At 65.9% G+C, this 12,449-nt stretch carries 15 protein-coding genes and 1 pseudogene; 13 read left to right on the top strand and 3 right to left on the bottom strand.

The window, feature by feature from the left end; translation table 11 throughout:
- Window positions 1-168 precede the first annotated feature (168 nt).
- Window positions 169-1,503 (top strand): aspartate aminotransferase family protein, encoded by a 1,335-nt coding sequence (locus K6I40_RS25450; protein ID WP_222918128.1) that lies wholly within the window; start codon window positions 169-171, stop codon window positions 1,501-1,503.
- 255 nt (window positions 1,504-1,758) lie between these two features.
- Here the strand turns inward: K6I40_RS25450 and K6I40_RS25445 are convergent, their stop codons facing one another.
- Window positions 1,759-1,956: a hypothetical protein gene (locus K6I40_RS25445; RefSeq protein ID WP_222918125.1), complete on the bottom strand. Its 198-nt coding sequence runs from the start codon at window positions 1,954-1,956 to the stop codon at window positions 1,759-1,761.
- A 314-nt stretch (window positions 1,957-2,270) separates the two neighbouring features.
- Between K6I40_RS25445 and K6I40_RS25440 the strand changes: the two genes are divergently transcribed.
- The 12 genes from K6I40_RS25440 to K6I40_RS25385 all read left to right on the top strand — a co-directional run bounded on the left by K6I40_RS25440 (window position 2,271) and on the right by K6I40_RS25385 (window position 11,738).
- Window positions 2,271-2,657, top strand: coding sequence for a hypothetical protein (locus K6I40_RS25440; protein ID WP_222918123.1), 387 nt, complete (start codon window positions 2,271-2,273; stop codon window positions 2,655-2,657).
- Between the two features lie 107 nt (window positions 2,658-2,764).
- On the top strand, window positions 2,765-3,376 hold the full coding sequence (locus K6I40_RS25435; RefSeq protein ID WP_222918120.1) for a translation initiation factor IF-2 subunit beta: 612 nt from the start codon (window positions 2,765-2,767) through the stop codon (window positions 3,374-3,376).
- A gap of 495 nt (window positions 3,377-3,871) precedes the next feature.
- Window positions 3,872-4,519 (top strand): HAD family hydrolase, encoded by a 648-nt coding sequence (locus K6I40_RS25430; RefSeq protein ID WP_222918119.1) that lies wholly within the window; start codon window positions 3,872-3,874, stop codon window positions 4,517-4,519.
- Between the two features lie 39 nt (window positions 4,520-4,558).
- Window positions 4,559-5,563: an adenosylcobinamide-phosphate synthase CbiB gene (gene cbiB / locus K6I40_RS25425; RefSeq protein WP_222918118.1), complete on the top strand. Its 1,005-nt coding sequence runs from the start codon at window positions 4,559-4,561 to the stop codon at window positions 5,561-5,563.
- Window positions 5,554-6,318 carry an adenosylcobinamide-GDP ribazoletransferase gene (gene cobS, locus K6I40_RS25420; protein WP_222918117.1) on the top strand — a complete coding sequence of 255 codons (765 nt, stop codon included), beginning with the start codon at window positions 5,554-5,556 and terminating at the stop codon, window positions 6,316-6,318. Before cbiB ends, cobS begins: the two co-directional genes overlap by 10 nt.
- Window positions 6,318-6,905 carry an NTP transferase domain-containing protein gene (locus tag K6I40_RS25415; RefSeq protein WP_222920460.1) on the top strand — a complete coding sequence of 196 codons (588 nt, stop codon included), beginning with the start codon at window positions 6,318-6,320 and terminating at the stop codon, window positions 6,903-6,905. Before cobS ends, K6I40_RS25415 begins: the two co-directional genes overlap by 1 nt.
- Window position 6,906: 1 nt before the next feature.
- Window positions 6,907-7,971 carry a nicotinate mononucleotide-dependent phosphoribosyltransferase CobT gene (cobT, locus tag K6I40_RS25410; protein WP_222918116.1) on the top strand — a complete coding sequence of 355 codons (1,065 nt, stop codon included), beginning with the start codon at window positions 6,907-6,909 and terminating at the stop codon, window positions 7,969-7,971.
- A complete protein-coding gene (locus tag K6I40_RS25405) occupies window positions 7,961-9,019 on the top strand; it encodes a threonine-phosphate decarboxylase (protein ID WP_222920459.1) in 1,059 nt (352 codons plus the stop codon). The genes cobT and K6I40_RS25405 overlap by 11 nt, the downstream gene beginning before the upstream one ends.
- On the top strand, window positions 9,016-9,810 hold the full coding sequence (locus K6I40_RS25400) for an adenosylcobinamide amidohydrolase (protein WP_222918115.1): 795 nt from the start codon (window positions 9,016-9,018) through the stop codon (window positions 9,808-9,810). The genes K6I40_RS25405 and K6I40_RS25400 overlap by 4 nt, the downstream gene beginning before the upstream one ends.
- Window positions 9,811-9,836: 26 nt before the next feature.
- Window positions 9,837-10,280, top strand: a complete 444-nt coding sequence (locus tag K6I40_RS25395) for a hypothetical protein (protein WP_222918114.1) — start codon at window positions 9,837-9,839, stop codon at window positions 10,278-10,280.
- A gap of 132 nt (window positions 10,281-10,412) precedes the next feature.
- On the top strand, window positions 10,413-10,649 hold the full coding sequence (locus K6I40_RS25390; protein WP_222918113.1) for a hypothetical protein: 237 nt from the start codon (window positions 10,413-10,415) through the stop codon (window positions 10,647-10,649).
- A 69-nt stretch (window positions 10,650-10,718) separates the two neighbouring features.
- On the top strand, window positions 10,719-11,738 hold the full coding sequence (locus K6I40_RS25385; RefSeq protein ID WP_222918112.1) for an amidohydrolase family protein: 1,020 nt from the start codon (window positions 10,719-10,721) through the stop codon (window positions 11,736-11,738).
- Window positions 11,739-11,808: 70 nt separating this feature from the next.
- Here the strand turns inward: K6I40_RS25385 and K6I40_RS28765 are convergent.
- Window positions 11,809-12,047 (bottom strand): annotated as a pseudogene (locus K6I40_RS28765) (PRC-barrel domain containing protein).
- 121 nt (window positions 12,048-12,168) lie between these two features.
- Window positions 12,169-12,417 (bottom strand): hypothetical protein, encoded by a 249-nt coding sequence (locus tag K6I40_RS25380; RefSeq protein WP_222918111.1) that lies wholly within the window; start codon window positions 12,415-12,417, stop codon window positions 12,169-12,171.
- Window positions 12,418-12,449 lie beyond the last annotated feature (32 nt).

The following is a 12,449-nucleotide window of genomic DNA, read 5'->3' as shown; positions in this document are numbered from 1 at the left end:
CGAACGTGAGTCGTGACAGCGGACGAAGGTCGGATTCAGTTCGACGATTCGATCGGCTCGCCGACCGGTGTCGGCCGGCCGAACAGCGAACGCCGTCGGACGGTGCAATATATTGGACAGTATATCACATGATATAGTTTATTAGGATGTGGTCCAGATATTGCTACTATGTCCGGACAGAAACCTGATTCGTCCGTCGGACAGCAATCGAATTCGACTATCGTATCGACGTACGACGACCACGTGATGCCGATCTGGAAGTCGCTCGATATCCCCGTCAAGCGGGCCTCGGGCTGTACGCTCGAGGACTTCGAGGGCAATGAGTACCTCGACGTTTTCTCGGGGATCTCGGTGACGAATGTCGGGCACGGAAACGACGCCGTCGTCGACGCCGCGACGGAGCAACTCGAGGAGTTCGTTCATGGCTGTTCGTACGTCCATCCCAACGAGCCGGTCGCGGACCTCGCCGAACGGATCGCTGAGGTGACGCCGGGTGACCTCCAAAAGAGCTTCTTCTGTAACTCCGGGACAGAAGCCGTCGAGGGAGCCGTCAAACTGGCGCGGAAGTACACCGGCTCGAAAGAAGTGATCGCCCTCGAGATGGGCTTTCACGGCCGCACCCTCGGCAGTCTGGCGCTGACGGGGAACAAGGCCTACAAGCAGGGAATGGCCCCGACGCTCAACGACGTCGCCCACACCGCACCGCCGTACGGCTACCGCTGTCCACGCTGTGACGGCAAACAGTGTGATTCGAGCTGTGCCGAGGAACTCGAGCGAATCATCGGCTCGCACACCAGCGGGGACCTCGCGGCGGTCGTCGTCGAACCGGTCATGGGTGAAGCCGGGATCATCGTCCCGCCCGAGGGATGGCTCGAGCGAATTCAGGAGATCTCCCACGACCACGGCGCACTGCTCATCGCTGACGAGGTCCAGACCGGCTACGGTCGAACCGGGGAGCTGTTCGCGAGCAGCCACTTCGGGGTCGAGCCCGATATCCTGACGCAGGCGAAGGGGATCGCGAACGGGCTTCCCCTCGGTGCATTCACTGCCTCCGAAGAAATCGCGGACGCCTTCGAGTCCGGCGACCACCTCTCGACGTTCGGCGGCAACCCCGTCGCCTGCGCCGCTGCGCTGGCGACCATCGACGAACTCCAGGACGGAGTCGTCGACGACGCCCGCGAGCAGGGCCAGTGGCTCGAATCCGAACTCGCGGCGCTCGAGGACGAGTACGACGTCGTCGGGCAGACGCGCGGACTCGGACTGATGTGGGGCGTCGAACTCGTGGAACCGGGGACGACGGGGCCACAGAACGTCTCACCGCGGCCGGACGACAAGCTGGCATCGGCCGTCAGCGACTATCTCCGCGAGGAATCGAACGTCGTGATGGGTGTCGGCGGCTACTACAAGAACGTCATGCGCTTCCAGCCGCCGCTGACCATCTCGCGCGATCAACTCCAGTACGCCGTCGACGAACTCCGAGCGGCCCTCGAAACGGTTGCCTGAGAAATCGACTACGACGGCCTGCGACGGACGGGCGCGAGTGACCGCCCCTTCGGACGTCGTCGAGGAACGTCTCTGGGTACAATTGATGATCGACGGTAGCAACAGCGGACGGTTCGATATCTGAGGGGACACACACCGCGGTTCGGCTATAGTAGCCACTGAAGCGATTTACATACTGATCGCAAGCAGTCTGCGATCAGATGTGCAATGACTTTCAGTGGCTACTATAGACTGTCCGTGGCCCCAGAGAGCGGATCACTCGTCGGTGTCGTCCTCGAATGAGGCCGCCGAGAGCGATCCATCCACGGGCGAGAAATCCGTACTTCCACACTGACACCCATCCCGGCGACCGATCGGGCGAAGTTTGTCTTCTGCTAACTCGAGTGCTGCATAGAGCGCCCCACACTGCTCGCATACAGCGATTGTCCGTCGATTATCGTCGCGTTCATCCATCGTCGCGGTCTCACATCGGCAAAGATGTTACAAATATCTGCTGTGAGGATGTGAGTAACACCGCGGTCGTTACTACGAGCGAAACAACACCGATAGTCGATCCGAGAGTGGCCGGCAGAAGCGAGTGATGACCGGGCGCGCCCGTGGACGGTGGCGTCGAGGTCGAGACGAATCGTTGAGGTTGAGACGAATCCCACGGGGCAATCGATGAGAAGAGAGCGAGAGTGCCGCGATATGCGGAACGCGTTTCCGCACGAACCAGCCACGCGAACGCCGGCCGGTCGCTTTTCTGACGGCTGGTGATAGTTCCGGCCATGAGCGACGACGGACCGAGCCGCGACCGAGTACAGGATCGTTCCGAACAGCGCAAGTCCGAGCGGGCCGCCCACACCGAATCGATCCTCGACGACGTCGAACGCCATCTCGGCGAGATGGAGTATCCGATCACGAGCGAGGAGATCGCCTCGGAGTACGGCAACGAGCCGATCGACATGCCCAACGAGACGGAGTCGCTGGGGAGCGTCTTCGACCGGCTGGCGGGTGAGCAGTACGACTCGCCCGAGGAGGTCCGCGAGGCTGTCTACGGCGAGATCACCGGCGAGGCCGGGAGCCCCAACGAGGCCAACGCTGAACGCGATCTCGACGAACTGGACGACGAGAAACAGGGATCGCTCGGTGAGAGCGGCGGCGGCACGTACTGACCGCCAGGTCGGCAGTTCATCGATCGCCGCTTCCCGCCCGCCTGCCATGCTGTCGGGCAGATTGTGATAGCAGAACGGATTTACGTTCGCGTCACCTGTTTTCGCGTATGGATTACGAATCGAGTCTCGACCGAGCGATGGAGGACGTCCCCGATATCGGGGGCGACGAACAGCGACTGCAGATCCCCGATCCACAGCCACAGAAAGACGGTGCGTTCACGCGAGTGACGAACCTCGACGAGATCGCTGACGTCCTCTCGCGAGACACCGAACATCTCCACCGGTTCATCCAGCGCGAACTGGGGACTAGCGGCAAATTCGAGAAGGGCCGCGGCCGGTACAACGGGACCTTCTCCCAGACGGACCTCGACGCGGCGATCGACGCCTACGTCGACGAGTACGTGCTCTGTTCGGAGTGTGGCCTGCCGGACACCCGCCTCGCCCGCGAGGATCGAACGCCGATGCTGCGCTGTGACGCCTGCGGTGCGTTCCGCCCCGTCACCAAGCGCTCGACCAGCAGCAGCCAGCAACAACAGCAGGATGCCGTCGAAGAGGGCAACACCTACACGGTCGAGATCACCGGTACCGGCCGCAAGGGCGACGGCGTCGCCGAGAAGGGCAGCTACACGATCTTCGTCCCCGGTGCCGAGGAGGGCGACGTCGTGGACATCTACATCAAGAATATTTCGGGCAACCTAGCGTTCGCCCGACTCGACTGACGCCGCGATTCGATTCGTTCGGTTTTCTCGATAGCCGGCGACAGGACAATAGCGCAGCGACCGTCACCGCACCGATTCGGGAACCGTATCCGGGAGACAGACGACCTTTTCGCGACCGAGCCGGTAGCGGTCGATGACGTTGCGATCTCGAGGGCCGAGAGGAAGCGACTGAGCGTGGCGTGTGCCCAGCCGTAGCGGTCGGCGACCCGCCGTTGTCTGATCCAGCCGCCGTGTTCGACGAGATCGGCGTGAACGTACGCCTCGGGTGTGACGCCGCACTCGAGGATTTCGCTCCTGTCGAATCAACCGCGTCGGTACAGGCCCGAACCGTTCCTCTGACAGCAGTTACGAGCCGAGAGCCGACCGGATTCCGTTGTCCGTGCATCGTATTTCCCGCTGGCGACCACGGAATCAAAGGGGTATGCACAAACCCGTCCAAACAACCCCCGCTGGGATACCGCGAAATTAAAGTTAGGTTGTGCTAGTCACACTGGTATGGGAGTATCGTTCGACCTCTTCGGGACGCTGGTGACCGCCGACCGTCCGGACGACCCGGCCGACGCCGTCGCGACGGAACTCGCGAAGCGAGACGTCACGGTTCCCGACGACTGGGCCGTGGCCTACGCGGAGCCACACGTTGACGCGCCCGAGGGTGCGGAGGTACCGCTTCCGGCCCACGTTTCGCGCGCGCTCGCGAGTCGCGGCGTGGACTACGAGCACAACGCCGCCAGGCGGGCCGTCGTCGCGGCGTTCGATCCGACCGTCGAGACCAGACCGGGTGCGCTCGAGGCGGTCGATGCCGCTCGAGAGCGAGGCTCAATTGCGATCTGTTCGAACTGCAGCGTCCCGGAGTTAGTCGGCCGCACGCTCGTCAGATCGGACTTCGAGCGCGATGATTTCGACGCAATCGTCACGAGCGTCGGCTGTGGCTGGCGCAAACCCGCCCCCGAAATCTTCGACCAGACTGCCGACGAACTCGGCGTCGCCACCGACGACCTCGTCCACGTTGGCGACGATCCGCGAACCGACGGCGGGATCGAGGCCGTCGGCGGCACGGGACTGCTACTCGAGAACCTGTCGCTCGCGGACGTGCCGTCTCGACTGGCGTCGCTGACTGCCGACGAACACAGCAGTAATGACTGAGCGTCCCTATTCGGACGACAGTATGGAGGCGAAAGCGGCGTGTTGACGACGCTCGCGGTCATCGGGCTGGCGTTCAGCCTCGATCTGCTGATCGGCGAACCGCCGACTGCGGTCCACCCGGTCGCGTGGTTCGGCCGACTCGTCGACGCGGCCGATCGGCCGTGGAGCGACAGCGATCGCCGCCAGCGTCTCGCCGGGGTCGCGATTGCCATGCTCGCCCCGCTCGTCCCCGCCGTGGTCGTCGGCGGGATCGTCCTCGCGGCGACCGCTCTCGGGCCGCTGTCCGGCGGTATCGCCGCCGCGCTCGCTCTCTTTCTGACGACCAGTTTGCGCTCGCTGCTCGAGCTTACCGGAGACGTGATCGCGACGACAGCCGGAAATCTCGAGCGGGCCCGCGAGCAGGTCCGTGGACTGGTCGGCCGGGACACGTCGACGCTCTCGTCCGGCGAACTTCGCAGCGCGGCCGTCGAGAGCGCGGCCGAGAACCTCGCGGACGGGCTGGTCGCGACCCTGGTGCCGTTCGCGGTGCTCGCACCGATCTCGCTCCCGGCCGCGGCGGCCGCCGCTGCGTGGGTCAAGGGCGTCAACACGCTGGACTCGATGCTGGGCTACCACTCGAAACCGATCGGCACCGCGAGTGCGCGACTCGACGACCTCGTCATGTATCTGCCAGCCCGACTCGCGGCCGCGTCGATTGCCGTCGCCGCGATCGATCCGTTCGCGATCGTGCGCGCTCGGCAGTGGGCGCGCGCGCCGCCGTCGCCCAACTCCGGCTGGCCGATGGCGACGCTCGCCTGCGCGCTCGGCGTTCGTCTCGAGAAGGTGGACGTCTACGTCCTCAACCCCAACGCCGCGCTCCCGACGCTGACCGAGGGCGAACGGGCCGTCACCATCGTCGGCCGAGCGGCCGTCGTCTCGATCGTCGTCGCCATCGTACTCGCGATTATCATCCCGGAGTTGGCAGGGGGCCTCGAGACGAACTGGCAGTCGATGACGGCCACGAGTGCGGGTTCGATAACGGGGGTGAGACCGCGATGGCCGTAATCGGCCGCTGGATCGGTGCCGTTCGCGGCGCGCTCGGCTTTCTGACGCGTCTCCCGGTCGGACACCGCGACGGCGATTGGGACGCGTTTCGAGCGACGCCGGCCGCGTTCCCCGTCGTCGGTCTCATTGCGGGTGCGCTGGCGGCGACCCCGTTGCTCACCACCGAGACGCTTGCAGCGTCGACCGTCGCGCTGGGCTACCTGCTTTCGGTCTACGCCGTGATGGGGATTCACCACCTCGACGGCATCGCGGATCTGGGCGACGCGTTGGTCGTTCACGGCGATGTCGAACGCCGCCGCGAGGTGCTAAAGGACACGACAACCGGCGTCGGCGCGCTGCTCGCGGTGGCGATCACCGTCACCGCGCTAGCGCTCGGCGGGCTCGGACTGGCGGACCTCCCCGTCCTCGCGGCGGTCGGTGTCGCGGTAGGTGCCGAAGTCGGGACGAAACTGGGGATGGCCGCGATGGTCTGCTTCGGGCACGCTGCCTCCGAGGGAATGGGAAAACAGTTCACCGACGCGAGCACCGCCGCCTCGTTTCTCGTCCCCGTAGCGATCCCCCTCTTGGCAGCCGCGTTCGTCTGGCCCAACCCGGGTGCGGTCGCCCTCCCCGGTGCAGTCGCCGGAATCGGCCTCCCCTGGTACTGGGCGAATCGCTCTCTCGGCGGGATCAACGGCGACATCTTCGGCGCGGCCAACGAGATCGGCCGTATCGCCGGCGTTCACTTGGGGGTGATCGCGTGGACACTCTCGTGATGTGCGGCGGGAAGGGCACTCGCCTCGAGAGCCCCCACGAGAAGCCCCTGCACCTGATCGACGGGACCGCAATGGTCGACCGCGTCCTCGCGGCACTCGAGATGAGCCGGATCGAGACGATCTCCGCCGCCGTCTCGCCGAACGCACCGGAGACGCGAGCCCACCTCAAGGAGCGCGACGGCGTCACGACGATCGAGACGGCCGGCGACGGCTACGTGGCCGATTTGATGGCCGTCCTCGAGCGGCCCGATCTCTCTCCCCCGCTCCTGACCGTCGCCGCGGATCTACCGCTGCTTGAGGGACCGGTCGTCGACCGAATACTCGCGGTTCACGGCGACGGCGATGCCTCGCGGACCGTCTGCGTTCCCGCGGCACTCAAACGGCGACTCGGCGTCAGCATCGAGACGCGACTCGAGCCCGACGACCACCTCGCGCCGACCGGGGTCAACGTGGTCGGCACAACCGACGAATCCACGACGATGACCGACATACACTACGATCCACGACTGGCGGTGAACGTGAACCGACGCGAAGACGCCCGTATCGCAGCCGGCTTGCTGCAGCGCCGTTCCGCGGAGGGTCGCTGAGATGCGCGTTCTCCTTCCCGCCGGAACGACGGAAACGGCTCTCATCGACGGCATCAGCGCCGCCGGGGCCGCCCCGGAGCTGATGGAACACACGCCCTCGGCGGACGTCGAGATCCTCGAGCACGGGGAGCCGATCATGTCGCCGGTGACGCCGGTGAGCCCGAACGGCTGTCCGACGCCCGCGGCCGTGACCCGAGCGGTCAGAGAGGTCGTCGGCTTCGACGTGTCGGTGATCGACGCAGGGCTCACCCAAGCGACGGCCGCGCCGACGGTCGACCTCGGCGGCGAACCCGGCAACGACGTTCGCGAGGAGTCGGCCGTTCCGGACGCGAACGCGGCCTTCGATCGCGCCTACGATTACGGCGCGAGCCTGCCGGACGAACGGCTCATGGTCGGCGAGACGGTCCCCGGTGGGACGACAACCGCACTGGGCGTCCTCACCGCGCTCGGCGAGCCGACGGGCGTCTCCTCGTCACTGCCGAAGAACCCGATCGAGCGCAAACGGCGGGTCGTCGACAAGGCACTGGCCGCGAGCGACCTCGAGCCGGGCGACTGCGAAGGCGAGCCGCTCGAGGCGATCGAGGCAGTCGGCGATCCCGTCCAGCCGACGGTGGCCGGGATCGCGGCCGGCGCGCTCGAGTCCGGCACCGCGGTGACGCTCGCCGGCGGGACCCAGATGGTCGCCGTCGCCGCTGCGTTGCGCCACTCGGGGATCGATGCGCCGTTATCGATCGCGACGACCTCGTTCGTCGCCGACGAGCAGGGCGACCGACTCACCGCGGCCTGCGAGCGGTTCGACTGCGAACTGACCGTCACCGACCCCGGCTTCGACGGGCGCGATCACGTCGCGATGGAACGCTACTGCGCTGGTGAAGCCAAGGAGGGCGTCGGGATGGGCGGCGCGCTCTCGCTCGTCCCCGACGGCGAGATGAGCGTGGTCAGGGATCGACTCGAGACGGTCTGTCGCCGGCTCGGAATCGAGACCGAGGGCGACGCCGACGGTGAACCGAGCGCCGAGGGCGGTGAGGACACTGACGATCGAACGGAGGATGGCCGTGGATCCTGACGCGATCCGAGGTGGCGAGCGGGTTCCCCATGGCGGCGAGACCGACCGCGACCTGCTGGACTTCTCGGCCAACACCAACCCTAGAACCCCCGAGGGCGTCGGCGACGCGTACGCGGCCGCACTCGAGGAGTCCCGGCGCTACCCGGACGACGACTATCCGGAGTTTCGCGCCGCTGCCGCCGACTTCGTCGGCTGCGATCCCGAGCGAGTGATTCCGACGCCGGGCGGACTCGCCGCGATCCGACTCGCGATGGAAACCGCCCTCGAGCCGGGCGACGAAGCGCTCGTTCCGTACCCTAGCTTCGGGGAGTACGCCCGCGAAGTCGAGCTACAGGGGGCAACGACGCGGTTCGTTCGCTATGACGACCTGCTCGAACTCGGCCCCACCGTGCTTGAGCCGTGTGCGCTCGCCGTGTGTTGTACGCCGAACAACCCGACCGGTGACGCGATCGATCCGGACGCACTCGAGGCGTTCGCGGCCCGCTGTGCGGACGCCGACACGACGCTGCTCGTCGACGAGGCGTTTCTGGGCTTTACCGATCTCTCGTCGATGACCGGACTGGACCGCGAGAACGTCGTCGTCGCGCGCTCGCTGACCAAACTGTTCGGGCTACCGGGGCTCCGGGCCGGGTTCGCCGTCGCGACCGGCGAACGCCGGGACACGCTCGAGACGGCTCGCCGCGCGTGGTCGCTCGGAACGCCGGCCGCTCGGGTCGGCGCGCACTGCTTGCGACGGGACGAGTTCGTTCGCGAGACGCGCGCCCGCGTCGCCAGCGAGCGCGAGCGGATGCGAGAGACGCTCGATGGGAGGTTCGACGTTCACGAGTCGGACGCACCCTTCCTCCTCTGTGACATCGGCGACCGAGACGTGTCGACGATGATCGACAACGCGCGAGCGGCCGGCGTCGCCGTCCGCGACGCGACGACCTTCCGCGCGCTCGATTCCCACGTCCGCGTCGCAGTCAAGGATCGGACGGCCAACGACCGATTGCTCGCTGCGCTTGGCGTTCGCAATCTCGAGGATGCGGGCCCAGAAACCGAGGAATGACCGAACCAGACCCGAACTACGAGGCGATTCGACGGGACGGCGCGCTTCGAGTTCGCCGACCGGACACCGAGTGGCTCTCGACCGGCTGGAACGGCGGCCGCCGGATGGCGGACGCTGCGTACAACATTTCGGTTCCCGAGGGCTGGGATCGGACGGATCTCGGTGTCTACATCGACGACCGCCTCGAGCGGGCAGGGTTCAAGACGGCCGCCGAGACCGCGGCCGGACCGGCGCTACTGACCGGCGTCGATATCGCGGACGCTCGCGGCGCTCGCCGCGGATCCGTGACGGCCTACGCGACCGCCGGGATTTCGAACCCCGCTGCGCTGCCGATGGAGCCGACCCCCACCGACGAATCCGATTCGGCTGGGGTCGAGTCCGACGACTCGGGACTCGATCAGGGACGGGGGACCGTCAACGTCATCGTCGGAACAACGCAGGCGCTCGAGCCGGGCGCGCTCGAGAACCTGATCGCGGTCGCGGCGGAGGCGAAGGCAGCGACGCTGCTCGCCGAGACCGGCTTTCCGGGGACGACGACGGACGCGGTCATCGTCGGCCACGATCCGTCGGGTTCCCCGGCGGCGTTCTCGGGCAGCGGCACCGAAGTCGGCGCGGCGACGCGTGCCTGCGTCCGAGATGCCGTTCGGGCGTCGCTCCGTGCCCACTACGCAACCGCCGACGCGGACCTGCCGGCATCAGTCGACGATGCGACCGACGGTGTTTCGACGGACGGTCAGGCCGATGTCTTTCAGCCGACGCTCGCGACCGATCGGTCTGAACCCGACAGTTAACCCGTCGCCAGTTCAATCATCGGCCGATGGTCGAGGACGACAATCCCTCTGCCGAAGACGACGATCCCTCAGCGATTCGGTCGGTTGCACTGTCACCGGAGGACGCCGTCGACGCCTACGTCTATAGTCGGGAGAACCCAGGCGACGCCGTTCTCCGTGTGACGCCGCCGTTTCACGGCCGAATGCGGGCTCGCATCCACGTCTACCGCGTCGACGACACCGAGCTCACCGGTGCGGTTCACCTTTCCCCCGCAGCCGTCATCGCAGACGACGTCGTCGCGGAGTACCCGGATCTCGAGTCGGCGCTGGCGGACGCGGATGACGACCCAGCTGAGGCCGATCAGATCCGCGAACGCCAGGCCGAGGCCGTCGAGGACTGGCAAGCGCGCGCCCGCGAGGCGATCGTCGATTCGGTCGCGCTCGAGACCGCCGACGGAACGCACCGCGTCGACCTCAAGACGCTCGGGTAGAAGATCGCGAGCACGGCGGCCAGCCCCGAGCCATCCGATCGTCGTCTTCACAACGGAACGGACCGCTGTTCTGCACTTTCACTTTCACTCCGGACGGATCGGTTTGACGTACTATCGGTATAACTGAAACGTATGCCACTGACCGTCGAGAGGAAGGACGAACGGGCCGATCACGACGAACGGCGTGACCGACGCGAATCCCGATCGCCCGTGAGTTGTGACGGGGAACCGCAACGACAGCGCCAACGGATCGACGTCACTGACCTGCACGTCGCGGGAATCGGCGAGTACGTCCGCTCGAACGTCGAGACCGACGCCGTCTCGCTCGAGCACCGCGGCGGCCGAACGTACCTGCTGCTCGAGGAGTGAGGGCTTGATCAGTCGGGTTCGGTACCAGCCCCCCGAATCGTTTTGCGCTGGTTCGTGGGAGAAATCCGCATGCCTGGCGCTCGAGCCGACGAGGAGGACCACTCACCCGCCACCGCGACCCGACGTCGGCTACTCGCAGTCGCGGGAACGACCGGACTCGTCGGAACGGCTCCGGGAACGAGTCAGGCCCAAGACGGCGATGAGACCTCTCGAGTCACGCAGCCTGACACCGGCCGAGACGACTCCGTCGCCGAGCTTCCGTTGCTTGACGCCCATACGCATCTGATCCCCCACGAAACGCTCGATAGGGACCCGCTATCCGCCGACGGGCTGGTCGCCTGGATGGACGGGCAGGGGATCGATCGCGCCGTCGTTCTGGCGCTGGAGTCGCCCGAGAGCTATCCCGTGCAGGCCCCGAGCTGGTGGGTCCTCGAGCAGGTCGCAGCGTACCCCGATCGGCTGCTCCCGTTCTGTTCGATCGATCCCCGGACGCTGGTTTACGGGGAAGAGACTGTCCGGAATCTGCTCGAGGGGTACGTCGAACGCGGCGCTCGCGGGTTCGGCGAACTCAAGCCAGGCCTGCCGATCGACGATCGGCGGCTCGAGACGATCTACGAGCACTGTGCCGAGTACGAGCTGCCGATCCTCTGTCATCTGGACGACAAGGCAATGCTCGACGATGTCGGGCTGCCGGGATTCGAAGACGTCCTGGCGTCCTACCCGAGCATCGATTTCATCGCCCACGCACACTTCTGGTGGGCACACATCTCTGCGGACGTGACGGCGGCCGACCGGGGTCGCTATCCCGAGGGTGCGGTCAAGCCCGGGGGCCGAGTCCCCGAACTGCTCGCGGAATACGACAACGTCTACGGCGACCTCTCGGCCGGCTCGGGCTGGAACGCGCTGACTCGAGACCCGGCGTCCGCTCAGGAGTTCCTCGAAGCCCATCACGAGCAACTGATCTGGGGGACGGACTTCCTCGCCCCCGGTCAGGAACCGCCACAGCTGACGATGTTCGACCGATTCGATCTCCCGGACGAGGCGTGGGCAAACATCCGCTCGCGGAACCTCGAGAGTGTGCTTCGGTAATAGGGCTGGGTGGCTCCGTTCGGCGACGCGAACTCGTTTCGCATCCTCAAAAAACGATATATGGGCGCGTTCAGAGCTGCTGAATCCGAATTTCGTCGTCGGTAATCGATTCGACGCGATCCACGTCGAGTGGGTAGGTCTCTGCGTCCTCCTCACCCCAGCCGAGCTTCGATTTGATCGTATCGGTTATGCCAGGGCTGAGATCGAGGTGGGCAGTTCCCTGGCTAACATTTGAACGATTCCGATCTCCTCTCCGTTCGCGTTGACGACTCGTTTCCCCTCGTCGTCGTCCGTAAAGTTGGCACACATACGGTTTCCGTTCCGCCGAGTAGCCGGGTAGAGATTACCCCTGCATCTGCCTCGAGACCGCATGGCCGCACGGAGTCCACTAAAGGCCTCGTCGTCCGGCTCTACCGCCACCGTAGTTTGCTTAGAGCCGCTGTAGTCGGATCTCGTCTGCGGTGATCTCGTCGATATAGTCTTCGTCGACTTGGTAGTTCTCCATTCCGTCAGCGATGTCTCGTTCCCGACGGAGCCGCGATTTGATCGAGTCCGTCATCTCCGAGCCGGGTTCGACGTACGCGACGCCCGCGTCGACGTCCTGGACGACGCCGATTTCCTTCCCGTTCGTGTTGACGACTCGCTTCCCTTCGTCATCGACCGTCAGGTTGGCGCACATGGACGGGCATTAGCCGAGCAGCGGGGTATACG

This window comes from Natrinema sp. SYSU A 869 (assembly GCF_019879105.1).
Classification (GTDB): Archaea; Halobacteriota; Halobacteria; order Halobacteriales; family Natrialbaceae; genus Natrinema.
Note: the sequence above shows the minus strand (reverse complement) of the source record. Positions and strands in the feature narration are given on the sequence as shown.

Excerpts from the sequence above, each read along its gene's own strand:
- K6I40_RS25385 (WP_222918112.1), top strand. The coding sequence starts at position 10,719 with ATGCCTGGCGCTCGAGCCGACGAGGAGGACCACTCACCCGCCACCGCG.
- K6I40_RS25435 (WP_222918120.1), top strand. The coding sequence starts at position 2,765 with ATGGATTACGAATCGAGTCTCGACCGAGCGATGGAGGACGTCCCCGAT.
- K6I40_RS25440 (WP_222918123.1), top strand. The coding sequence starts at position 2,271 with ATGAGCGACGACGGACCGAGCCGCGACCGAGTACAGGATCGTTCCGAA.
- K6I40_RS25380 (WP_222918111.1), bottom strand. The coding sequence starts at position 12,417 with ATGTGCGCCAACCTGACGGTCGATGACGAAGGGAAGCGAGTCGTCAAC.
- K6I40_RS25395 (WP_222918114.1), top strand. The coding sequence starts at position 9,837 with ATGGTCGAGGACGACAATCCCTCTGCCGAAGACGACGATCCCTCAGCG.
- K6I40_RS25415 (WP_222920460.1), top strand. The coding sequence starts at position 6,318 with ATGTGCGGCGGGAAGGGCACTCGCCTCGAGAGCCCCCACGAGAAGCCC.
- K6I40_RS25445 (WP_222918125.1), bottom strand. The coding sequence starts at position 1,956 with ATGGATGAACGCGACGATAATCGACGGACAATCGCTGTATGCGAGCAG.
- cobS (WP_222918117.1), top strand. The coding sequence starts at position 5,554 with ATGGCCGTAATCGGCCGCTGGATCGGTGCCGTTCGCGGCGCGCTCGGC.
- K6I40_RS25400 (WP_222918115.1), top strand. The coding sequence starts at position 9,016 with ATGACCGAACCAGACCCGAACTACGAGGCGATTCGACGGGACGGCGCG.
- cobT (WP_222918116.1), top strand. The coding sequence starts at position 6,907 with ATGCGCGTTCTCCTTCCCGCCGGAACGACGGAAACGGCTCTCATCGAC.
- K6I40_RS25430 (WP_222918119.1), top strand. The coding sequence starts at position 3,872 with ATGGGAGTATCGTTCGACCTCTTCGGGACGCTGGTGACCGCCGACCGT.
- K6I40_RS25390 (WP_222918113.1), top strand. The coding sequence starts at position 10,413 with ATGCCACTGACCGTCGAGAGGAAGGACGAACGGGCCGATCACGACGAA.
- K6I40_RS25450 (WP_222918128.1), top strand. The coding sequence starts at position 169 with ATGTCCGGACAGAAACCTGATTCGTCCGTCGGACAGCAATCGAATTCG.